This window comes from Clostridium tertium (genome assembly GCF_902652255.1).
GTDB lineage: Bacteria > Bacillota > Clostridia > Clostridiales > Clostridiaceae > Clostridium > Clostridium tertium_A.
Genome location: NZ_CACRTO010000049.1, coordinates 101,371 through 125,562, shown reverse-complemented (window position 1 = coordinate 125,562; position 24,192 = coordinate 101,371). Strand labels below are relative to the sequence as shown.

The 24,192-nt window shown below is 30.0% G+C and carries 17 protein-coding genes, 1 pseudogene and 1 riboswitch; of the genes and pseudogenes, 16 read left to right on the top strand and 2 right to left on the bottom strand.

The annotated features are described in order from the left end of the window. Nucleotide 1: 1 nt before the first annotated feature. From GPX08_RS16625 to guaA, 16 genes and pseudogenes are all read left to right on the top strand, one after another. A complete protein-coding gene (locus GPX08_RS16625; RefSeq protein WP_156627931.1) occupies nucleotides 2-1,258 on the top strand; it encodes a hypothetical protein in 1,257 nt (418 codons plus the stop codon). 9 nt (nucleotides 1,259-1,267) lie between these two features. Continuing rightward, on the top strand, nucleotides 1,268-2,203 hold the full coding sequence (locus tag GPX08_RS16620) for a prepilin-type N-terminal cleavage/methylation domain-containing protein (protein ID WP_156627930.1): 936 nt from the start codon (nucleotides 1,268-1,270) through the stop codon (nucleotides 2,201-2,203). Between the two features lie 8 nt (nucleotides 2,204-2,211). After that, nucleotides 2,212-4,326 (top strand): hypothetical protein, encoded by a 2,115-nt coding sequence (locus tag GPX08_RS16615; RefSeq protein ID WP_156627929.1) that lies wholly within the window; start codon nucleotides 2,212-2,214, stop codon nucleotides 4,324-4,326. Between the two features lie 7 nt (nucleotides 4,327-4,333). After that, nucleotides 4,334-4,924: a prepilin-type N-terminal cleavage/methylation domain-containing protein gene (locus GPX08_RS16610; RefSeq protein ID WP_156627928.1), complete on the top strand. Its 591-nt coding sequence runs from the start codon at nucleotides 4,334-4,336 to the stop codon at nucleotides 4,922-4,924. 14 nt (nucleotides 4,925-4,938) lie between these two features. Further along, nucleotides 4,939-6,867 (top strand): VWA domain-containing protein, encoded by a 1,929-nt coding sequence (locus tag GPX08_RS16605; protein ID WP_156627927.1) that lies wholly within the window; start codon nucleotides 4,939-4,941, stop codon nucleotides 6,865-6,867. Between the two features lie 36 nt (nucleotides 6,868-6,903). Next, nucleotides 6,904-7,737 (top strand): hypothetical protein, encoded by an 834-nt coding sequence (locus tag GPX08_RS16600; protein WP_156627926.1) that lies wholly within the window; start codon nucleotides 6,904-6,906, stop codon nucleotides 7,735-7,737. A gap of 244 nt (nucleotides 7,738-7,981) precedes the next feature. After that, a complete protein-coding gene (locus GPX08_RS16595) occupies nucleotides 7,982-8,644 on the top strand; it encodes a hypothetical protein (protein WP_156627925.1) in 663 nt (220 codons plus the stop codon). Nucleotides 8,645-9,045: 401 nt separating this feature from the next. Continuing rightward, nucleotides 9,046-9,246 (top strand): hypothetical protein, encoded by a 201-nt coding sequence (locus tag GPX08_RS16590; protein ID WP_156627924.1) that lies wholly within the window; start codon nucleotides 9,046-9,048, stop codon nucleotides 9,244-9,246. A gap of 1,125 nt (nucleotides 9,247-10,371) precedes the next feature. Continuing rightward, nucleotides 10,372-12,108 (top strand): potassium-transporting ATPase subunit KdpA, encoded by a 1,737-nt coding sequence (gene kdpA / locus GPX08_RS16585; RefSeq protein ID WP_156627923.1) that lies wholly within the window; start codon nucleotides 10,372-10,374, stop codon nucleotides 12,106-12,108. Between the two features lie 15 nt (nucleotides 12,109-12,123). Then, nucleotides 12,124-14,190, top strand: coding sequence for a potassium-transporting ATPase subunit KdpB (gene kdpB, locus GPX08_RS16580; protein ID WP_156627922.1), 2,067 nt, complete (start codon nucleotides 12,124-12,126; stop codon nucleotides 14,188-14,190). Nucleotides 14,191-14,202: 12 nt separating this feature from the next. Next, entirely contained in the window at nucleotides 14,203-14,796 is a 594-nt protein-coding gene (kdpC, locus tag GPX08_RS16575; RefSeq protein WP_156627921.1) for a potassium-transporting ATPase subunit KdpC, read from the top strand. A 26-nt stretch (nucleotides 14,797-14,822) separates the two neighbouring features. Then, on the top strand, nucleotides 14,823-17,528 hold the full coding sequence (locus GPX08_RS16570; protein WP_156627920.1) for a DUF4118 domain-containing protein: 2,706 nt from the start codon (nucleotides 14,823-14,825) through the stop codon (nucleotides 17,526-17,528). Then, nucleotides 17,503-18,201 (top strand): response regulator, encoded by a 699-nt coding sequence (locus GPX08_RS16565; RefSeq protein WP_156627919.1) that lies wholly within the window; start codon nucleotides 17,503-17,505, stop codon nucleotides 18,199-18,201. The genes GPX08_RS16570 and GPX08_RS16565 overlap by 26 nt, the downstream gene beginning before the upstream one ends. A 97-nt stretch (nucleotides 18,202-18,298) precedes the next feature. Further along, nucleotides 18,299-18,571: pseudogene (locus GPX08_RS16560) on the top strand (hypothetical protein); the annotation flags it as partial. A 312-nt stretch (nucleotides 18,572-18,883) separates the two neighbouring features. Beyond that, a riboswitch (purine riboswitch) is annotated at nucleotides 18,884-18,981 on the top strand. A 153-nt stretch (nucleotides 18,982-19,134) separates the two neighbouring features. Further along, nucleotides 19,135-20,583 (top strand): IMP dehydrogenase, encoded by a 1,449-nt coding sequence (gene guaB / locus GPX08_RS16555; protein WP_156627918.1) that lies wholly within the window; start codon nucleotides 19,135-19,137, stop codon nucleotides 20,581-20,583. 325 nt (nucleotides 20,584-20,908) lie between these two features. Next, nucleotides 20,909-22,450, top strand: coding sequence for a glutamine-hydrolyzing GMP synthase (guaA, locus tag GPX08_RS16550; RefSeq protein WP_156627917.1), 1,542 nt, complete (start codon nucleotides 20,909-20,911; stop codon nucleotides 22,448-22,450). 53 nt (nucleotides 22,451-22,503) lie between these two features. Here guaA and GPX08_RS16545 read toward each other — a convergent pair whose 3' ends face one another. Continuing rightward, entirely contained in the window at nucleotides 22,504-23,238 is a 735-nt protein-coding gene (locus GPX08_RS16545) for an ABC transporter permease subunit (RefSeq protein ID WP_156627916.1), read from the bottom strand. Further along, nucleotides 23,222-24,148, bottom strand: a complete 927-nt coding sequence (locus tag GPX08_RS16540; RefSeq protein WP_156627915.1) for an ATP-binding cassette domain-containing protein — start codon at nucleotides 24,146-24,148, stop codon at nucleotides 23,222-23,224. The genes GPX08_RS16545 and GPX08_RS16540 overlap by 17 nt, the downstream gene beginning before the upstream one ends. Nucleotides 24,149-24,192 lie beyond the last annotated feature (44 nt).

The following is a 24,192-nucleotide window of genomic DNA, read 5'->3' as shown; positions in this document are numbered from 1 at the left end:
TATGAAGATGAGTAAGAGAGAAAAGTATTTATTAGGTATTCTTGGAGCTTTATTAATTTGTTTTGTTTATTATCAGTTTGTTTATGTTAACCAAGTGAAAAAATTAGATGCTAAAAAGCAGGAAGAGCAAGTAACTAAAGAAAAATACGATAAGGTTATGAATGATATAGAAAATTTAGATGAGCTTGAAGAAAAGCTTAAGGTTCTAAAGGTAGATGTTTATGAAAAATCTAAGAAACTATATCCTATTATATTACAAGAAAAAATTATACTTGAAATAGACAAGCTATTAACTGAAAGTGGACTAGATGCTAATTTAGGCTTTAATCCAATTACAGTAGAAAAAGTTGAGGAATTAAAATCTGATGAGATTGTAAAGGCAGAAAGTTCATTTAAAGATTTAATTGATGAATATAATGGTGATAAATTACCAGAGAATGAAAATACTACAGATACTCAAGGTTCATCAAATACTGGGACAGAAGGAAATTCAACTGAGGTTACTACTCCTGAAGAAGGAGGACCTACTACAGAGCAACTTAAGGTTTCAGTTAACTTTACTGGTAGCTATGAAGAAGTGAAGAAGTTTATAGCTTCAATAGAAAAATATGAAAGAAAAATAGTAATTACTAATATTTCTATAACAGCTAAATCACAAGATGAATTATCTGGAGTAATGAATTTAGAATTCCACGCAATTCCTAAACTTTCTGGTGAAGATGAAGAATATTTAAAGTGGACACTAAATAATGTATACGGAAAAGAAATATTGTTTAGTAGTGGAAATGCAACAGGAGCTTATGCGGATCTTAAAGATGAAGACTCAAATTCAGATACAACTGACTTTGCTATGCTATTAAAGTCGCCATCATCAGAACTTCCAACATTAACTATGGGTAAGGCTAAGGATGATGCTAGAGAAACTTATATTTATTCAGATAATGAAAAGATAGAAGAAGTTGAAATGACCTTTGATGAAGTAGATGGAAAATTATATTATAAATATAAGACATCAGAATCATATTATCCAAAGGAAAACTCTAATGAAGGAAAAGTATTTGCTGCAAACTCTAAAGATATAGTTGTAGAGATACTAAGTGAGAAGAGAGATGTAAACTTCGACAATTCTGGAGTTAAATTAACTATAGTAAATAATACATCTAAAAATGTTGAAGTAATTATTAGAAATGATGACACTTCAAACCCTAGAGTTTCAGTAACTGGTAAGGGAAATACAGTAAATGTCTCTAATAAGTAGGTGTGTATTATGAAAATAAATAAGAAGAAGGTCAAAAAAGGGATGACATTAGTTGAGGTGATAATTAGTGTCACCCTTTTATCAATATTAATTATACCTTTATCTACATTAGTTCTTTCTGGCTTTAGAAATAGTAAGGAGGGAGAGAATAAGCAAAAGGCTGTTTATGTAGGTCAAAAGGTGTTAGAAGAATTAAAGGCTTATGACAAGATAAATCTTAAAGAGAATACTATAGCCTCTCCTAGCTATAAATATTTTGAACTTTTAAATGGAGATGAAGTTAAGCAGGTAACTGCTGATTCATATAAATCTTCATTTCAAAGAAGTATATATGGACTTCCATCAGAGGCGCCAAGAGCTAATGAACCTGTTTTTAATGTAGAGCTAACAATAAGCAAGAATACTAAGTTTGATTATGATAATGTGAATTCTATAGATTATTCAAAGGCAGGATATAAGCTTAAGCTCGTAAAGAAAGACGGGGTTAATAAGCTGATTGATGAGAATAATCCATTAAAAGAAATAATAGTGAAAGATGATCTAGTTATAGAAGTAAAAGTTGATAAAAATTTAGAAATATATAATGTCAATGATAGTAGTAATAAGTTAGTGATTCCAATAATATCAGGAGCGAAAAATATTCTATTTATCAATCATGATGAAACTTTTGATAGAGATACTGAAAACATTGAGGTAATAAATCACTTATCAACTTCGGTTGATTTTAATTTAGTAACTAATAGCACTACAAATGTAGATAATATTACTGGAAATAAAAGGATGGTGAATGTATTCTCAACAAAAGGAAGCATTATGTTTACAGAAATAGATCAGGCTAAGGAAGCTACTATTGCAGATATGTATAATTATGATGTTGTAGTTAGAGATAAGAAGGATAACATTCTATTTGAAGGTGCTTCAAGTAGCAATATAATAATAAAGTAAGGTGGTGAATTCATTTGAAAAAGAAAAAGAGAGGTTCTACCTTAGTAATTGTAGTTATTAGTATGGCTATAATATTTTTGGTTGGAACAACTATTTTATCATTTACATCTAGCACATATAAGATGAAGGTAAATGAAAGCAAAAGAATGCAAAATCTTTATGAAGCAGATTCAGGTTTAGATGTTGTAGAAAATATTATTATTAAAGCCTCTCAGGAAGCCATAAAGTACGCAGATACAAAAGTTAAAGAAGGATTCGCCCAAAATACTATTACTGCTAATGGAGACAAAACAGAAAAAGAAGTTGCTAATGAGTTATTTAAAAGTAGTTTCTACAGCTTTTTAACTGATAATAAAGTTCAGGTAGATGGAAGTGATATAGATTTATTACTATACTTAGTTTCTGAGCTACAGACAATAGATTCAGTTGAAGAAAATAGAATTGTTACAAAAAGTGCCATAGATGCATCACTAGGTAAAGATTACATTATTGAAATACCAGAAGAGGGATATAAGATGGAAAGTAATGCAGCTGGAGATAAGTGGATTAATATAGATGTTAATTCTAACTTTGAAACTCAAGGCTCAGAACTTAAACAAAGAAGAACTGTTTCAGTTAACTTTAAAGTGAAGGCACCTGAATATAATTCAGAAATTAATATAGTAGATATTTATCCAGTATTTGATGGAAAATCTATTACTGTTGATGGGAATATGAGCGTTGTAGGTACAACAAATAGTAATTTAGAAATAACAGGAGATATTTGGGTTAAAGGGATAGAGGAAGAAATAAATAATGGTAGTATTGCTTTTGATAAGTATAAAGGTGGTATATATCTAGAAGATACAGGTTTTGATATTACAGGTAATATTTATACAGCTAATACTTTAAATTTAGGAAATAATATAAAGGGGACTTCAGGACCTACTGCATTAGTAAATGGTGAGGTCTTTGCGAAAAATGTATATATAGGAAAGGGAGATTATTCTTCAGTGTCCGCTAATAATAAAATTGATTTTAATAAAGATGTAACAGTTAATAACGATTTAGCTATAAATTCAACTAATAGCGTAATTAACTTAAAGAATAATTTCTATGGAATAAATGATAAGACAACAGAAGTAACTAGTGCTAACAAGGCTTTAAATTCAAGTAGTATTATAATTAATGAAGTTAGTAATCCTTCAAATTTGACTATAGATAAGGATGCTTATATTATGGGGGTCGCTTACTTAAATGCTACAGATAAAGATGGAAATAAATATCAAACTGGTGAATCTGTTGCAGTTAAGGGAAACTATTTAGCTTATACAGATGTGCATGGAATTTTAGAACCAAATAGTAATGCTACATTAAAATATTATAGTCCACTTCAACTTCTTGAAAGTATAAATGGGGTAAGTGATGCAAATATGAAATCTGATTACTTTGTTAATTACTTTAAAAATGAAAACAGTAAATATAAGTTTAATGATGGTGGAGTTACGCTAAATGGTAATATACATTCGGTAGGTACTAGTCTTAAAAATAGTGCTGGAGAAATATTAAAAGGTGGAATAACTGTTGAGACAAATAAAGTAGTAACTGCTGAAAGAGAAGAATATGCTAGGAATGTATTTTCTATGGGGGATACTACAGGGATAAGCGATAGCTTAGGAAATATATATAATGGACAAACAGTTAGAAAAACTGTTGAAAATCAAATTGATTTTAATAAGGTAAAAGAAATTCAAAATGATAGATTTAATAAAGACAAGGGTTTATTAGTATTAAAGGGAAATAATGAAGCGATAAATATAACAAATGGAAGACTTGATGGCGAGGAAATAAATAAAGGTTTAATTATTTCAAATGGAGATATTAATATAGAAGGGGATTTTAATTTTACTGGAACTATAATAACTTCAGGAAATATCACATTTAAGGGACAAGGACAAAAGGTTATTAATTATTCCCCACAAGTAGTAAGAGAAGTAATTGCATCAAACTACGATAAAATTAAGGATATATTCAAAGGAAGTGCAAGTTCTAAAAAGGGTAGCGAGGTTAAAATTAATTCATCTTCAGAGCTTCTTTCCACAGAAAGATTCCTAGAAAAATCTAGATGGAAGATTGTAAGGTAATATAGATATGAAGAAGAAAAAGAAAGGTTTTACCTTACTTGAATTAATAATAACCTTAAGTATAACTGTTGTAGTCCTTGGGACAATATATACTTTTTTCTTAAATACTAATAAAACTATAATAACTTCAGAAGTTAATTCTGATCTTCAAATGGAAATAGAGAAGATTCAAAAGGAACTTTCAAAATATGGATCAGAAGCTAGAGGATTAGCAAGTATTAATGGAATGGAAGTAAAGGTGTTAGACCCTACGATACCATCTAATCCAGACGAAATTAAATATTCTAGTATAATAACTGAATCCACAGGAAAATTAGATGTAACTGAAATATCATTTAAGGTGGATAATGATAAATATAAATTTACATTTAATAGTTCAACTAGAGTGTTAGCGCTAAAAAAGAATTTGGAATCTGATGTTCAGTTATCTAATAAGGTAACTGAGTTTAAAGTAAGACCTTTAGATTATAGATCTAATCCAGGAGGTAATTTCAATAATGTTAATGGATTAGAAATTTCTTTTATGTTAAATGTTAAAAAGGGTTATTCAGATGTAACTACTCCAGCTAGCTTAATAGTTAAGTTTAGAAATAAATAAAGAGAGGTGATGAGATGTTTAAAAATAAAAAAAATAAAATAATAAGCTTTCTGATTTGCTTTCTTTTTATAGTATCTTTAATATCCATTAAAACCTCTAAAGTTGAAGCTGATGATGTTGTAAGAACAGAGCCAAGCTTTGAGTTAAGATATACTGTTGGGCAAGATGTGGAGGGATCACCTAATACTAAGATGGTAAGTGGAATAGTAAATAATGATATTACAATATCAGGAGAAATAACAGGGCGCGATTTTCAATTAGACTATCCAGAAAAGGAGCTTGTTTTAGTATTAGATGTTTCTGAAAGTATGAATGAAAGTGTAAAGGGAAGCAGTGATAACTGTAAGCTTGATTCTAAAGGCCTTTGTAAAACCCATAAGGATGCTAATGATCCTAGTAAGGGAGCTGCAAATCATCCTGCAAAATACGAAAACACTAAAATAAACAAATTGAAAGATGCTGCTAAGGAATTTATAAATACTCTTAACAATGGTAAGGACGGAATTCAAAGTGTTAAGAAATTAAAAATAGCTATGGTTTCCTATAATAGTAATGGAAGCTCAGTATTAACAAATGGATTTATAGATTCAAGTAATGCAACTGAATTAAATACGGCAATAAATAAGTTAGAAGTAAGTAAAGACAAAAATGTTAAAAATGGGACAAATACTGGTGAAGGATTAAGAAAAGCTTTATATCTTTTAAATAAAGATAATACTAAGGCTAACAAGTCAATAGTATTGATGTCAGATGGACTTCCAACTTATTGTACAGTAGTAGATACTAACCTTATTGACAAGGATGGAAAGAAAGTCCCTAATTACTATAAGGATATTACAACTGAAAAAGCTGGAGTGATATGGAATTCTGGTAGTGGTTTAAGTGATGTCTATGGCTTTGATTTAGGCTACGCAAAAGAAATGGCTAAAATTGTAAAAGAAAATAATTATAAGGTTTATTCTATTGGTTATGGGCTTAATGATTCAGGAAATAAAAATCTAAGATCACTTCATAGTGAAATGCTTCAAACACCAATGCCTGATAATAATAACAATGATGAGAGTTTTGGATATTATAAGGCTAATGATAAAATTGACAGCAGTGGAAATGGAAAGAATTATGCTATATATGATGTATTTAAAAAAATAGCTGATGACTTAGTAAAAGAATATAATCTTATGGATAGTAAGTTAGAAATGACAGGTATAGAGGATAGTATTTTTACATTGAGCATTTTAGATCATAAAATTAATCTATCAGGATTAAAGTACATTATTAAAGAGAAGACTGCTACAAAGATTATATATAGCCTAGAGAAGCCTGTAACATTTTCTTATACAATAAATAGTGATAAAGTTTTAGTTAATGAAGCTTTATATAAATCTATTAATATTAATTACAAGTGGAATAGTGGAAATAAAACTGCTGATTTAGATAAGTATATTTTAGTAAATTTAAGTACAGAAGCTCAAAGGTTGACTCATGGATTATATAATGGTTTTGAAAATGGACACCCGATCATTGATGAAAATGGTGGTAAAGAATTTAATGTAACTCCAGGTGCAACATATAACTTTGGTTCAAGCTTTATACTAAATGTAAAAAATATAGATGTTGTACTTGATATAGATGAAAATATAATAGTAAATAAAGATGATATAGAAGCTTATAAGGTGGAAAATGGGAAGTTAGTGAAATTAACTTCTACTGAAGTTTCTAAAGTTACATCAGGTACTAATAGCTATAATATTAAATTGAATGGCGATAAAGATGGTATTACTAATACAACTGAAATACTAATAGTTTATAAAGGTGTAGTAAAGAGTGATATAAATGCTAAGATTTCGCTAACTAATAATATTACAATTAGTAAAAGTTCTAAGAAAGTATATATGACAACACCTTCAATCAAAGATGAACCTAAACTCCCGGATTTATTTTAGGGGTTTTAGCTAATTAAAAGTAAAGGAGGGTTTTAGGTGAAGAAAAAGAAAAGTATAATTATACTAGTATCATCCTTATTAATTATAAGTTTAGTTTCATATATAGCATTTGCAGCAGGAGATAACCAGGATAAAAAAACTCCTTTAGACTATGGACTATTTGCTAGTGAAAATATTGAAATGGGCGGTTCTGGTGGTGACATAAAAGCAGACATATGGGCTAACAATTTCTTAGGGTTTTATGGAGTTGGATTTGTGGTTAGAGGAGATACGTGGAGTAGTAATAATATTAGGGAAGCAGGATCTTATACAGATTCTTCAAATGCGGTTTGGCAAAATTCAGGACTAAATATAGGAGATAAAGCCCACATAATAACAGCTCGAAAAGATATGATTCAAATGATGGATAATATTAAAGAGATGGTTAAAAGTGAAAACAATTATAGTGAAGTTACTGGTGATTTGGATTTTAGTAAACTAAGTCCATCAGAAATAGCCTTAGGAAAAGACTATATTGCTAGTGGAAATATAACGGTATCAATGACAAACTCAAATACAAATAAAAATTTAAATAGTTATTTAATAGCAGAAGGAAATATAAATATTGATTTGAATAACTTTATAGGAAAAGAGGACAATAAACAAGATATTTCTAATATAAGACCTGTAATGATAGCATCTAATAAAGATATTATTATTCGTGGGAATCCTGTTATTGTTGGGACTATTTATGCACCAAATGGAACAGTGAAAATTGAAGGTTCAGGAACCTATTTAATTGGGAATATAATAGCTAAAAATATTAGAGTTAGTGGTGCAGGTTTATTCATGAATGATGAAAGTAAGATAGCTATTAAAGAAGATTTATAAGCATAAATATGAAAGATATCTCTTTTATTAAGTAGAAGTACGTAATAATTAGTAGATATCTTTTTATTTATAATACTACAGCTTTTTATATATCAGCCTATACAAATAAAAATTCTTATTACTTAATAAGAAAGTAAATATTTAGAAGTTTTAATTAATAACGTAAATTTTAAATGTGAATTACGAATTATTCAATGAAAAATAGAGTATACATATAATGAAATAAATGTTAGGAGGATATAATATGAACAAGCTTATTAAAACTTCTTGTGCATTATTGTTATCTACTATAATTACATTAGGTAGTACAATTACTGCAAATGCATCTACAAATGATCAAAATCAACAGAAGGAAAAATTAATAACAACTATATCTGACCAACTAGATATTTCAAAAGAAGAATTAGAATTTGCATTAGATGAGGGTAATCTAAAAAACGCATTAAATAGTTTAAAGGATTCTCAAAAGACAAGAGGAGTAAGTGGAGATATAAGACAAGTTAAATATACAGAAAATCTTATATTAGAAGAAGAGATAAAGGTACAAGATATAAATAGTTTATCTAGAGCAAGTACAACATACAGAGAAGTTAGATCTACAGTAAAATTAAAAGCTGTTGCAGGATATACAGTTGCAGATTTAACTGTTGCAGGATATTTCCGTTATAATGGACAAACATCAACTGCTTATGATGGTGCAAGCTCCGCTATAACCTATGTATGGAGTAAAAAATCAACAACTACCAAATTTAGTAGTTCAGCAGTGCCAACAGCTCAAGTAAGAGGAACATTTGATTTAGAGTTTTCAGTAAATACTCAATGGGCTAGTCATACTTTCTATTCAGCAACTATAAATGGAACAGTTTTCTGTGATAAAAACGGTAGTTATTGGTCATCTTGGTATTAAAATAAAAAAAGGGGTTTTATACTAATGGGTTCCACTTCTAGGTGCAAAATGACCTAAAAAGATAAAAAATCAATCAAAATCACATGTGGAATCATACCAAGATTCATGCATGTGATTTTCTTTTTAAATGGCTTAAATAAGAACATTAAGGTACAAAATCTTAAAAATAATATCGGAAATCACATACTAAATCACATATTGAATCACAGGTGTTTTAGAAAAATAATAAATATATTATTAGTGTGAATATATATGCGAAATGGTATATGATTTTTCATATGAAGAATCTTGTAAATAAAAGGTTTATGGAATATATTTGAAATTAGTGTTAATATATTATTAATTAAGCGACTAGTAATTGTAAAGTAGTATTAATAGAAGATTAAAAAAGGAGAAAAATAGTGGATAAATTTCTTAAGATGGGTATAAAATCGTTTTTGATGGCATTATTGTTTTATTCTATTACAATTTTATTAGGGGTGTATATATTTAGTTCATTTACTATTTCAGATATTGTCGTCGTTGGGATAGCTATATTAGCTGGTATGTTCTTTTGTACATACCTAATTATAGAGACTATTAAAGAATATTGTAGTAAGTAATGAAAATATTGCTGATGACAAATTTCAATTTATAGGAAAGATAATAGAACAATTTTAATATTATGTTAATTAATTTAAAAGGAACATCGATTTTTGGATGTTCCTTTTAAACTTCTATTTCTATTTTGAATTATTTTTGATATATAATTTTAATGCATTTATTATTAAAAAAAGAACGTAAAGAATAAGAATTGAAGTCATAAATTCCATAACAACAGAAAATAAATTTAGAAACATATATGAATCCCCCTAGTTTTAATATAAGAATTAAAAAAGCACATAGTTATAAATATTAAAAAAATAGTAAAATATAACTGGAAAATTCTTTTTTAATTACTTATTTACATTGAAAAGAATATAAAAAAGATCCTACAATCTTATTGGTTGTAGGATTTTTTATTACTAAATTTCCAATTTAAATACAAATACAATTTAAAGTGCAATATATAATGATGATACTAATATCATGTGAAAGATCACTTGGAGCCAATTTATAAGAAATAATAAAGTTATATGATAAACCTAAATCCAGCTCGCCTGGATTTATTCCTTCAGTACCCACATAAGTAAAATATGTTACACATAATGACTATAATCATAACGTGTGAAAGACGACTTGGAGATAATCAAAATGAAATAATAAAGTTATATAACACATCTAAATCCAACTCGCTTGGATTTATTCCTTCAGTACCCACAAAGTTCAAATATGTAGATATAGAGAATAGTCATAATTATATGTGAATAGCGACTTGGAGCCAATTAAAATGAAATAATAAAGTTATATAACACACCTAAATCCAGCTCGTCTGGATTTTTTCCTTCAGTATCCCTATAATCCTAATATGTTTTATAAAAATAATACTCATAATAACTGCGAAAGGCGACTTGGAGCGTATGCGACGGAGCACGGAGTAGTTATTATGAGTATTATTTATTTACATAAAATCTTTATACAATCTTAATGTTGCAATGATTAATCCTAACACTATCTTTATACGGATTTTTATATAATTCAATTATGGAAGGGGGATTAATAATGACAGTAGTTATTTATTTAGTAGGGCTTGTAGCTTTAAGCTTATTTGTTTATTTAACTTATATTTTACTAAGAGGTGATAATGAATGATTAACTCAATATTGCAATATTCATTGTATTTAATTGTTTTAGTAGTTTTAGCTATTCCATTAGGTAGTTATATTGGAAAGGTAATGAATGGAGAGAAGGTTTTTCTAAGTAAGGTTATTAAGCCAGTAGAAAAATTTATTTATAAAATTCTAGGGGTAAATGAAAATGAGGAAATGGGATGGAAGAAGTATTTTAAATCAATAGTATTCTTCAGTTTACTTAGCTTTATATTTTTATTTGCATTGCAAATTGTACAAGGCTTCTTACCTTTAAATCCAGAAGGTGTTAAGGGGACAAGTTTTGATTTAAGCTTTAATACAACAGCAAGCTTTGTTACTAATACAAACTGGCAAGCTTATTCAGGAGAATCTCAATTATCCTACTTAACTCAGATGCTTGGACTTACAGTTCAAAACTTTTTGTCAGCAGCAGTAGGAATAGCAGTATTATTTGCTTTAATTAGAGGATTCTCTAGAACAGAAAAGAAAACAATAGGTAACTTTTGGGTAGATTCAACAAGAAGTGTTTTATATATATTAATTCCATTATCAATAGTAGTTTCAGTTTTAATTAATTCTCAAGGTGTTGTACAAAACTTTAAAGCATATGAAGAGGTAGAATTATTAGAACCAGTAACTTTAGAAGATGGAACTGTAGTAACTAAGGGGGTTGTACCTCAGGGACCTGCAGCAAGTCAAATTTCAATTAAACAATTAGGAACTAATGGAGGTGGATTCTTTGGAGTTAACTCAGCACATCCACTTGAAAATCCAACACCATTTTCTAATGCAGTTGAAATGATATCAATTTTATTAATACCAGCAGCACTTTGCTTTACCTTTGGTAGAAATATTAAGGATAAAAAACAAGGACGAGCTATATTTATTGCAATGTTTTCAGTTTTAGTAATTGCTTTAGCAGCTATTGCAGTTAGTGAGGCAAATGCAACACCACAACTTGCAAGTGGAGGAGCAGTTGATATTTCTACAGTAAATCAAGCTGGAGGTAATATGGAAGGGAAGGAAGCTAGATTTGGTATAGCAGCTTCATCAACCTGGGCAGCCTTTACTACAGCAGCTTCTAATGGTTCAGTAAATTCAATGCATGATAGTTACACTCCGCTTGGTGGTATGATTCCAATGCTTCTAATGCAACTTGGAGAAGTAATATTTGGTGGAGTTGGCTGTGGATTATATGGAATGCTTGCTTTTGCTATAATAGCAGTATTTATAGCTGGACTTATGGTAGGTAGAACACCAGAATATTTAGGTAAAAAAATTGAACCTTATGAAATGAAAATGGCTATGCTAGTTTCTTTAGCAACACCAATAGCAATATTAGTAAGTAGTGCTATAGCTTCATTAGTACCAAGTGTTTTAGATAGTTTAAATAATTCAGGAGCGCATGGTTTTTCAGAAATGCTATATGCATACTCATCAGCAGGTGGTAATAATGGTTCAGCCTTTGCAGGCTTTGCTGCAAATACACCATTTATAAATATTAGTATAGGAATAGTAATGCTATTTGCAAGATTTGTACCTATGTTTGGAACTTTAGCTATAGCTGGATCTCTTGCAAGTAAAAAGAAAGTAGCAGTAAGCTCAGGATCTTTAGCAACACATAATGCTTTATTTATAGGTTTGTTAATATTTGTAGTAATTCTTGTAGGAGCTTTAAGCTTTTTCCCAGCTCTTGCATTAGGGCCAATAGCGGAGCACTTCCAAATGATATGATAGGAGTGGAATGATATGAAGGAAAGTAATAGTATTTTTAAAGATAAAAATATTCTAAAGAGGGCGATAAAAGATTCCTTTGTGAAGCTTAGCCCTAAAGCACAAAAAGAAAATCCAGTAATGTTTATAGTATATATTTCATCAATAATAACAACAATTTTATATTTCTTAGCTCTAGGTGGAATTAAAGATAATTCTCCAAGCTTTATTTTAGGAATAGCAATATTACTATGGTTCACTGTTTTATTTGCAAACTTTGCAGAAGCAATTGCAGAAGGAAGAGGTAAGGCTCAAGCAGATGCTTTAAGATCTGCTAAGAAAGAAGTTTTAGCAAATAAGATTCCATCAATAAAAGAAGTAACTAATATTACTAAGGTTAATTCAACTGATCTTAAAAAAGGTGATATTGTTATAGTTAGTACTGGAGAACAAATCCCAGCAGATGGAGAAGTTATAGATGGTGCTGCATCAGTAGATGAAAGTGCCATCACAGGTGAATCTGCACCAGTTATTAGAGAAAGTGGTGGAGATAGAAGTGCAGTAACAGGTGGAACAACAGTTATTTCAGATTTTATAGTAATTAGAATTAGTAGTAATCCTGGTGAAGGATTTATGGACAAGATGATTGAAATGGTTGAAGGAGCCTCAAGAAAGAAGACTCCTAATGAAAAAGCCTTAGAAATACTTTTAGTATCATTAACAATAATCTTCCTAATAGTAACAGCTGCTCTTTACACTTATTCACACTTTATTGCAACAGAAGCAGGGAAAATTAATAATACTTCAATTACTTCATTAATAGCACTTTTAGTATGTTTAGCTCCAACTACAATAGGAGCACTTCTTTCAGCTATTGGTATAGCTGGTATGAGTAGATTAAATCAAGCAAATGTACTAGCTATGAGTGGTAGAGCTATAGAAGCAGCTGGTGATGTAGATATTTTAATGTTGGATAAAACTGGTACTATAACTCTTGGAAATAGAAAAGCCAGTGAATTTATACCAGTAGATGGAGTAGATGTAAAAGAACTTGCAGATGCAGCTCAATTATCATCTCTTGCAGATGAAACTCCAGAAGGTAGAAGTATAGTGGTTTTAGCTAAAGAACAGTTTGGAATAAGAGGAAGAGATATTAAGGATATGAACCTAAGCTTCGTTGAATTCTCAGCTAAAACTAGAATGAGTGGTGTAGATTTCAATGGAAATGAAATTAGAAAAGGTGCTAGTGACACAATTAAAAACTATATCTTAGAAAAGGGAGGTAGCTTTTCTAAAGAATGTGAAGATGTAGTTATGAATATTGCAAACACTGGGGGAACTCCTTTAGTAGTTGCTAAGAACGGTAAGGTTCTAGGGGTTATTCACCTTAAAGATATAGTTAAGCAAGGGGTTAAAGAAAAATTTGCAGACTTAAGAAAAATGGGTATTAAGACTATTATGATAACTGGGGACAACCCACTTACAGCAGCAGCTATAGCAGCAGAAGCAGGTGTAGATGATTTCCTAGCAGAAGCAACACCAGAAGGAAAGCTTAACATGATTAAGGATTTCCAAAAGAAAGGCCATTTAGTAGCAATGACTGGAGATGGAACTAATGATGCTCCAGCTTTAGCTCAAGCAGATGTAGCAGTTGCTATGAATACTGGAACTCAAGCAGCAAAAGAAGCCGGAAATATGGTGGATTTAGATTCATCGCCAACTAAATTAATAGATATAGTTAGAATTGGTAAACAGCTTTTAATGACAAGGGGATCATTAACTACATTTAGTATTGCAAATGATATTGCTAAGTATTTTGCTATAATTCCACCTTTATTTATTGGATTATATCCAGAACTGAATAAATTAAATATTATGGGTCTTAGTAGTTCTGAAAGTGCAATTTTCTCAGCAGTTATATATAATGCATTAATTATAGTAGCTCTAATACCACTTGCATTAAAGGGAGTTAAGTATAGAGAAGTTCCAGCTAGTAAACTTTTATCAAGAAATCTTTTAGTTTATGGATTAGGTGGACTTATAAGCCCATTTATAGCAATAAAAATAATAGATTTAATAATAACAGCTTTAGGAATAGTATAAGGAGGGTTTATTATGAAGCTTTTAGGTAAGTCAGCTAAATTCCTTTTGGTATTTACAATTATTTGTGGTATGGTATTTCCGTTATTTATTACAGGAATTTCTCAAATTTTCTTTAAAGATAAATCAAATGGTAGTATTATAGAAATAAATGGCACTAAGTATGGGAGTGAATTATTAGCACAAGAATTTACAAGTGATAAATATTTATGGGGAAGAATAATGAACTTAGACACTAGCACATTTAAAAATGAAAATGGAGAAGTACTTTTATACTCTGCTCCTTCAAATTTAAGTCCCGCTAGTGATGAATATAAGAAGTTAGTAGAAGAAAGAGTTGAAAAAATACAAAAGGCTAACCCTGAAAAAGGGGATGAACCTATTCCAGTAGATTTAGTAACTTCTTCAGGTAGTGGACTTGATCCTCATATATCTGTTGCAGCTGCAGATTATCAAGTAGATAGAATTGCTAGAGAAAGAAATATGAGTAAGGATGAAGTAGAATCAATAATAGATAAATATACTAATAATAGATTTTTAGGTATATTTGGGGAAGAAACAGTAAATGTATTACAAGTTAACCTTGCTTTAGATGGAAAGCTTGAATAATGAATAATTAAAAAAAGGGTGATTTAATGAAAGAGTCTAGGCCTAATCCAGAGGAGCTTTTAAGAAAAATTAAAGATGAAGAAAAGAAGGAAACTAGAGGAAGGTTAAAAATTTTCTTTGGGTATGCAGCTGGTGTTGGTAAGACCTATGCTATGTTAGAAGCTGCTCATGATGCACAAAAAGCAGGTGTTGATGTAGTAGTTGGATATATTGAGCCGCATACAAGACCTGAAACTATGGCTCTTTTAGATGGATTAGAAATTTTGCCGAAGCTTTCTGTAAACTATAGGGGAATAACTCTGCAAGAGTTTGATTTAGATGGTGCTTTAAATAGAAAACCACAATTAATCTTAGTTGATGAATTAGCTCATACAAATGCCGAAGGACTAAGGCATAATAAGAGATATAGCGATATAGAGGAGTTATTAGAGGCCGGAATTGATGTTTATACTACAGTTAATGTTCAGCATATAGAAAGCTTAAATGATATTATTGCATCTATAACTCATGTAGTAGTTAAAGAAAGAGTTCCAGATAGATTCTTTCAAGAAGCATTCCAAGTTGAGTTAATAGATATAGAGCCAATTGAACTTATTGAAAGACTTAATTTAGGAAAGATTTATAAAGATATTCAAGCGAAGAAGGCATTAAGTAATTTCTTTTCAAAGGAAAACCTAGCTGCCCTTCGTGAAATATCTCTAAGAGAAGTAGCAGATAGAGTTAATAAGGAAGTAAATATAAATAAAAGCTACAGCAAGAGTGTGTACCATACTAATGAGCATATTTTAGTTTGCTTAAGCTCATCACCAACTAATGCTAGGGTTATAAGAGCAGCTGCAAGGATGGCAGAAGCCTTTCATGCAAGTTTTACAGCACTATTTGTAGAGACAATAGATTCTAAGGAACTTAGTGAAAATAATATTAAAAAGCTTAGAGAGAATTTAAAGCTTGCAGAAGAGTTAGGTGCTAAAGTTGAAACTGTTTATGGAAATGATGTTCCTTACCAAGTAGCTGAGTACTCTAAATTAAGTGGAGTTTCTAAGATAATAATAGGTAGAACTAAAAGAAAAAAGAGCTTCTTTAAGTCTAAGCTTGGTTATGTAGATAAAATAGTTGAGCTTGCGCCAGAAATAGATTTATATGTAATTCCAGATAGTGATGATTTAGTTCATAAAAGAAATTATGTAGTTAAGAATATTGATATGTCAACAAGGGATTTTATAAGAACCTTTGGAATATTATCAATTGCAACTTTAGCTAGCTTTTTTCTTTATAATTTAGGTTTTAGTGAAGCCAATATAATAACTGTATTTATCCTAGGGGTTCTTTTCGTTTCTAATAAAACTGATGGATTTATTTATGGTGGAATAGCAGCTTTAATAAGTGTTATATTATTTAATTTTCTCTTTACACATCCAAGGTTTTCATTAGACTTTTATGATCCTAGCTATGTAGTCACCTTTGTTATAATGCTAACTTCAGCATTAATTACAAGCACATTAACTAATAAGGTGAAGAAGCAAGCTAAGGTTTCTGCAGTTATTGCTAATAGGACTAATATATTACTTGAGGCAAGTAGAGAGCTTGAAAGAGCTAATTCTCTTGAAGATATAATTTTTACAGCTCAAAAGCAATTATATAAGTTCTTAAGAAAACCTATCATTATATATGAAGTTTCTAATGAAGAAATATCTAATGTATATAAGCAAAATAATGAGTCATTAGTTAAGGTTAATAATAAGTATATAGTTGAAGATGAAAAAGCAATAGTTACCTGGGTAATAAAAAATAAAAAGAGAGCTGGGGCAGATACAGATACCCTGCCAGGAGCAAAGGCAACTTATATACCTTTGATAGGTCAAGAAAATGTAATGGTAGTTATAGCTATAGTATTAAAAGAGGATGAAAGTGTAGATAGTAGCGAAAAATCATTGTTAGAGGCTATACTTAGTCAAATATCTTTTGCTATAGAAAAATATACTTTAAATGAATCAAAAAAGATTGCTTTAATGCAGGCTGAAAATGAAAGATTTAGGGCTAATTTATTAAGAGCTGTTTCTCATGACTTAAGGACACCTTTAACAAGTATATCAGGAAGTGCAAGCTCTATATTAAATAATGATTTTGATGAAGAAACTAAGAAAAAGCTGATATCAGATATTTATGATGATTCTATATGGCTAATTAATTTAGTAGAGAATTTACTATCAGCATCTAGGTTAGATGATGGGAAAGTTCAATTAAAAACTGAGCCACAATTAGTAGAAGATATTATTAATGAGGCAGTAACACATGTAAATCGTAAGATTCTAAATTACAATTTAAGGGTAGATTTAGAAAATGATTTTATTATGGCAGATGTAGATGTGAGGTTAATAGTTCAAGTATTAATTAATATCTTAGACAATGCTATTAAATACACAGATGAAGGCACAGATATTGTAATAAGATCATTTACTAAGGGTAATAAGGTTATAATTGAAGTTTTAGATAATGGTCTTGGAATAAGCAAAGAAAATCAAGAATGCATATTTGATATGTTCTTTACTTCAAGTGGAAATAAAGGTGATAGTAGAAGAGGTATAGGGCTAGGGCTAGCCTTATGTAAGTCCATAATAAATGCCCATGGTGGCGAAATTTATGTAAGAAATAATAAACCTAAAGGTACGGTAATTGGTTTTACATTAACTAAGGTGGAGGTTAACAATGAAGGTTTCAATTTTAGTAGTTGAAGATGATAAAGCAATAAGAAATTTTATATCTGCAACATTGGAGGTACATTCATATAATTGCTTAATTGCAGAAAATGGTGAGCAAGCAATGTTAATGGTGACATCTAATAAACCAGATATTATTATATTAGATCTTGGTCTGCCAGATATAGATGGAGTTGAAATAATTAAGAAAATAAGATTGTGGTCAAACTGTCCAATAATAGTAGTAAGTGCAAGAAGTGAAGATAAAGATAAGATAGAAGCTTTAGACTCAGGTGCAGATGATTATTTAACAAAGCCTTTTAGTGTGGACGAACTTTTAGCTAGAATAAGAGTTGCTATAAGAAAAATGAATTATGACAATACAAGAAAAGAAGAAAGTACTGAATTTATAAATGGTGAATTAAAAATAGATTATATTTCAGGATGCGTATTTGTAGGAGAGGAAGAAGTTCATTTAACGCCTATAGAGTATAAATTAATATGTTTGCTTGCTAAGAATGTAGGAAAGGTATTAACCCATACTTATATATTGAAGGAAATATGGGGAGTAGCTTATGAAAGTGATATACCTTCCTTAAGGGTATTTATGGCAACATTAAGAAAGAAGATTGAGAAGAACTGTGAAAAGGGTAGATTTATACAAACACATATAGGGGTTGGCTATAGATTAATTAGGATAAATAATTGATTTAATTATTAGAGTGTATGGAGGTATCTTTATGACAGGGGTTTTTAATAAAGATAATATCAAAATACTTAAAGGAAGATTAGGCTTATTAAATAATATTGAAAAAGCAAGAGAGGCTATAATAAATAGAGAATATGATAAGGCAAAGCTTTATGCAAAAGAAGCTTTAGTAATGGATAGTAGTAGTGCAGAAGTCGAAAATCTTCTTGGGGTAATAGAAGAATTAACAGGAAGTAAGAAAATAGCTCAATGTTATTATAGAGCTGCATTAGATTTTGACCCAACTTACCTACCAGCAGCAAATAATTTAAAAAGACTTACATTATATAATAGTGGACTTTTTGACATTGATATTGGAGAAGTTCATTAATAAAGATAATTATAATGAAGCAATTAAAGCTAAAGTAAAGTTAGAAATTTAGTAATATAAATTTCTACTAATAAATTAGGAAATTAATCTTGTATGGGGCTGTTTGTGCGACAGCGCTTTCTTTTTATTGTAGATTTATTTATTTTGTAAACTTATAAATTTTATATTGAAATTATGAAGTAATATTGATGAAAATTTATTATTTTAAAAATTAAATATAATGATATAGATTTCATATGAAATTTTTGTTGAAATATAAATTGCAAACTTATTGACAACCTAGGTAGGGAGTTATATAATATCTATAAATTAAAACAAAGAAATAAAAAAACTCGTATATCCTCTGAATATGGCAGAGAGTATCTACCGGAAACCTTAAATTTCCGACTATGAGTGATTTTGATATACTATAACTATAATTTTTTATAGGATATTAGGCATATTAACTTCACTTAGAAAGTTAGTGTGCTTTTTTTGTACCTAAAAATAAGTAAAAATAAGAAGCTAATAATTCATACGTATAATAAAATGAAAGAAAAAAATCATTTCAAGGAGGAAGAACAATGGCAACTATTATCAAAACTGCGTACACATTTGACGATGTATTACTAGTACCTAATAAATCTGAGGTTTTACCTAATGAAGTAAGCTTAAAAACTAAATTAACTAAGAAGATTAGTTTAAATATTCCACTAATGAGTGCAAGTATGGACACTGTAACAGAATCAAAAATGGCAATTGCTATAGCTAGAGAAGGTGGAATAGGTATTATTCACAAGAATATGACTATTGAGCAACAAGCTAAGGAAGTTGATAGAGTAAAGAGACAAGAAAATGGAGTAATAACAGATCCTATTTTCTTATCTGAAAATCATACTGTAAGAGAAGCTCAAGAATTAATGGCTCAATATAGAATTTCAGGTGTTCCAATAACAAGAGGAACTAAGTTAGTTGGAATTATCACTAATAGAGATATAGTTTTTGAAACTAACTTTGATAGATTAGTTTCTGAAGTTATGACTAAGAGCCCACTTATAACATCAGGTGAAGGAACTACTTTACAAGAAGCTCTAGAAATATTAAAGAAACATAAAATTGAAAAATTACCTTTAGTAGATGATGAGAATAACTTAAAGGGATTAATCACTATTAAAGATATTGAAAAAGTTAAAGCTTTCCCAAATGCAGCAAAAGATTCTAAGGGAAGATTATTATGTGGAGCATCAGTTGGTGTAACTAAAGACATGATGGAAAGAGTAGATGCTTTAGTTAAGGCTAGCGTAGATGTTATTACATTAGATACAGCTCATGGACATTCTAAAGGAGTTATGGATGGAGTTAGAGCTATTAAAGCTAAGTATCCAGATCTTCAAATAATAGCAGGTAATGTTGCAACTGCAGAAGCTACAAGAGATTTAATAGAAGCTGGAGCAGATTGTGTAAAGGTTGGTATTGGACCTGGTTCAATATGTACAACAAGAATAGTTGCTGGTGTTGGAGTACCTCAATTAACAGCTGTTATGGATTGTGCTGAAGAAGGAAGGAAATATGGAGTACCAGTAATTGCTGATGGTGGATTAAAGTACTCAGGAGATATAGTTAAGGCTTTAGCTGGTGGAGCTTCTGTTGCAATGATGGGATCAATGTTTGCAGGATGTGAAGAAGCACCAGGTGAAATGGAAATATATCAAGGAAGAAGCTACAAGGTTTATAGAGGAATGGGATCTCTTGGAGCTATGGAAAAGGGTTCAAGTGATAGATACTTCCAAAATGGAACTAAGAAGTTTGTACCAGAAGGTGTTGAAGGAAGAGTTGCATTTAAGGGTTCTGTAGCAGATACAATTTATCAATTACTAGGTGGAATTAGATCAGGAATGGGATATTTAGGAGCACCAACTCTTGAAGACTTATATGAAAATGCTAAGTTTGTAGTACAAACTGCATCAGGAATAAGAGAAAGTCATCCACATGATGTTAATATAACTAAGGAAGCACCAAACTACAGCAAATAAATTGCTGTAAATGAATAATGGAGAATTAAGAATTAATAATGAAGAATTAATAATGAAGAATTGTGGAAATAACTCAGACTAGCTGAGTTATGAAAGAATGAAAAAATGAAGAAAAGGGGAGTTTTTGTTATGCAAAATCAACATTTTCTGAAAATCATATTATAAAAATCTGCAAAAATTTTTAATTATCATTTTTTCATTTTTTCATTTCTTAATTCTTTCATTAATAAAATGCTTAGCATTTTATAACTATTGTTAATATATCAATTTTCCTTTAAACTTATATATGTTAAGTTTCTATAAATAAATTACGTTGGAGGGTCACATGAAAAAAGAATTAGTTTTAGTTGTTGACTTTGGTGGTCAATATAATCAATTAATTGCTAGAAGAGTAAGAGAATGTGGTGTTTACTGTGAAGTTCATCCACATACTATAAGTGTTGATAAAATAAAAGAAATGAATCCTAAGGGAATTATTTTCACAGGGGGACCTAACAGCGTATATGGTGAAGATTCTCCTTTATGTGAAAAAGAATTATTTGAAGCTGGAATTCCTATCCTTGGAATATGCTATGGTTCTCAATTAATGTCTCATATGCTTGGAGGAAAAGTTGCAACTGCTCCTGTAAGTGAATATGGTAAGACTAAAGTTGATGTAGATGTAGAATCTAAGATATTTAAAGGTGTATCACCATCTACTATTTGTTGGATGAGTCATACAGATTACATAGAAAAAGCTCCAGAAGGATTTAAGATAATAGCTACTACTCCTGTATGTCCAGTTGCAGCTATGGAATGTGAAGAAAAGAAGCTTTATGCAGTTCAATTCCATCCAGAAGTTATGCATACTCAAGAAGGAAATAAGATGCTTTCAAACTTCTTATTCAATGCTTGTGAATGTTCTGGAGATTGGAAGATGGATTCATTTGTTGAAAAGACAATTGAAGAAATCCGTGAAAAAGTTGGAAATGGTAAAGTATTATGTGCATTATCAGGTGGAGTTGATTCATCTGTAGCTGCAGTATTACTTTCAAAAGCTGTAGGAAACCAATTAACTTGCGTATTTGTTGATCATGGTTTACTTCGTAAGAATGAAGGAGATGAAGTTGAAGAAGTATTTGGACCAAATGGACAATATGACTTAAACTTTATACGTGTAAATGCTCAAGAAAGATTCTACGAAAAGTTAAAGGGAGTAGAAGAACCAGAAGCTAAGAGAAAAATAATTGGTGAAGAATTTATAAGAGTATTTGAAGAAGAAGCTAAGAAGATTGGAACAGTAGATTTCCTAGTACAAGGAACTATTTATCCAGACGTAATAGAAAGTGGACTTGGAAAATCAGCAGTTATAAAATCACACCACAATGTTGGAGGACTTCCTGACTACGTTGATTTCAAAGAAATAATAGAACCACTTAGAGATTTATTTAAAGATGAAGTTAGAAAAGCAGGTTTAGAACTTGGAATACCTGAAAAGTTAGTATTCAGACAACCTTTCCCAGGTCCAGGTCTTGGAATACGTATCATAGGAGAAGTAACAGCTGAAAAAGTTAAGATAGTTCAAGAAGCAGATGCAATTTACAGAGAAGAAATTGCAAAGGCTGGAATTGATAAAGAAATTGGTCAATACTTTGCAGCCCTTACTAATATGAGATCAGTAGGAGTAATGGGAGATGAAAGAACTTATGATTATGCTATAGCACTTAGAGCTGTAACAACAAGTGACTTCATGACAGCAGAATCAGCTGACCTTCCATGGGAAGTACTTGGAAAAGTAACAACAAGAATAGTTAATGAAGTTAAAGGTGTAAATAGAGTGCTTTATGATTGCACAGGAAAACCACCAGCAACTATTGAATTTGAATAAAAGATATTAAGTCGTAAAGTCCTTATTTATAAGGTCTTTACGACTTTTTTATTCTATAAGTTTTGTTTCTTAAAATATATTGAACTTATAATTATTCCAAGAAAGTAACAAATAAGAATTGAAATATAAGGTAATAATTTTTGCGTATCTAATAAGCTAATAGAAGTAACAGCGGACCATGGAATTAGGTTACGTATATTTTCAGGCCAATATAGTCCTGCAAATCCAATCCCAGATACGAAACAACTGAAAAGTAAACTAGGATAAAAAATATTTCTTTGCAAAATACAGACAATCAGTAGTGGGCTCATTGATAATAAATTTAGAAGACCTGTTTTCAAACATAACTCTGTAATTACATTAATTGAAGATTGGAACTCTTTTAATCCAAATAAAGAGATATAACCTGCGTAGGTAATTAATAAAAATCCCGAAGTGATTACTAAAAACCATAGAGTCCAAATGATATATTTGCAAAGCAAGAATTTTATTCTATTTGTTGGGGCTGTTAAGGTATTTATAATGGTACGTTCTGTATATTCTTTTTGAATTAAGAAGGTGATTATAAAACCACTTAAAACAGGATAAACAATAACTTGTATTGGAAGGACTAATCTTTGTAACCATTCAATACCTGACATTACAGCAGTTATAGAATTTTTATCCTTTATGTCAACTAAAATCATTAATGTTGGAATAATTAGTGCAATTAGAGTACATACAAGTAGTAGTTTATTTCTTTTTAATTTCAAACGTTCATTTGCTAAAATATTAAGCAATTCCAACACCTCCTGTTATCTTTTTAAAATAATCTTCTAGATTTTCAGATTTTACTTCCAGGTGTGTTAGTTCAATATTAGAATTAAAAAAGGATTTGCCTATAGTAGTAACACTTTTATCAGAATCGTATATTCGTATAAAGTTATCATCTTCTAAAGAGTAATTTTTTACTTCTAATATATTTTCTAAGTGATAAGTAGCAATATGAATATCTGGTGCTTGAATTAAAATGTATTGCTCAGACTTCTTTTTTAAATCTTCCAAAGTGGATTCTTCCAATAATACTCCTTCGTGTATAATACCTATATCATCAGCTAAAAGTGCCATTTCAGAAAGAATATGACTTGAAATTATAATAGTCTTTCCTTGTTCGTGACAGAGTTTTTTTAGAAAAGCTCTTATTTCTGCAATTCCAATTGGATCTAGTCCATTTGTTGGCTCATCAAGTATCAATAATTCTGGATCATTTAAGATTGCATTAGCTATACCAAGTCGTTGTTTCATACCAAGAGAATATGATGAAAATGCTTTTTTATCACCATAGGGTAGTCCGACTACAGATAAAGCATTCTTTATCGCATCTTTATTGATTGTACCTCTTAATCTTGCAAAGACTTGTAAATTTTCAGTACCAGTTAAATTAGAGTAAAAACCAGGAATTTCAATTATAGAACCAATGCGAGGAAATATTTGCTTTTCATTTCCTTTTAGTTGCTTATTGAAAAGTGTAATTTCACCAGAAGAAACACTAGTAAGTCCAAGTATCATTTTCATAATTGTAGTTTTACCAGCACCATTTCTACCAAGCAGTCCATATATACGTCCTTTTCTTACATTTAGGCTTACATTATTAACTGTAGTTTGTTTTCCATATATTTTTGTAAGTCTATTTGTACTTAATATGATTTCATCTTTCATTCATAATACCCCCTTCGTTTAATTAAATTTTAGCATTCAAACCT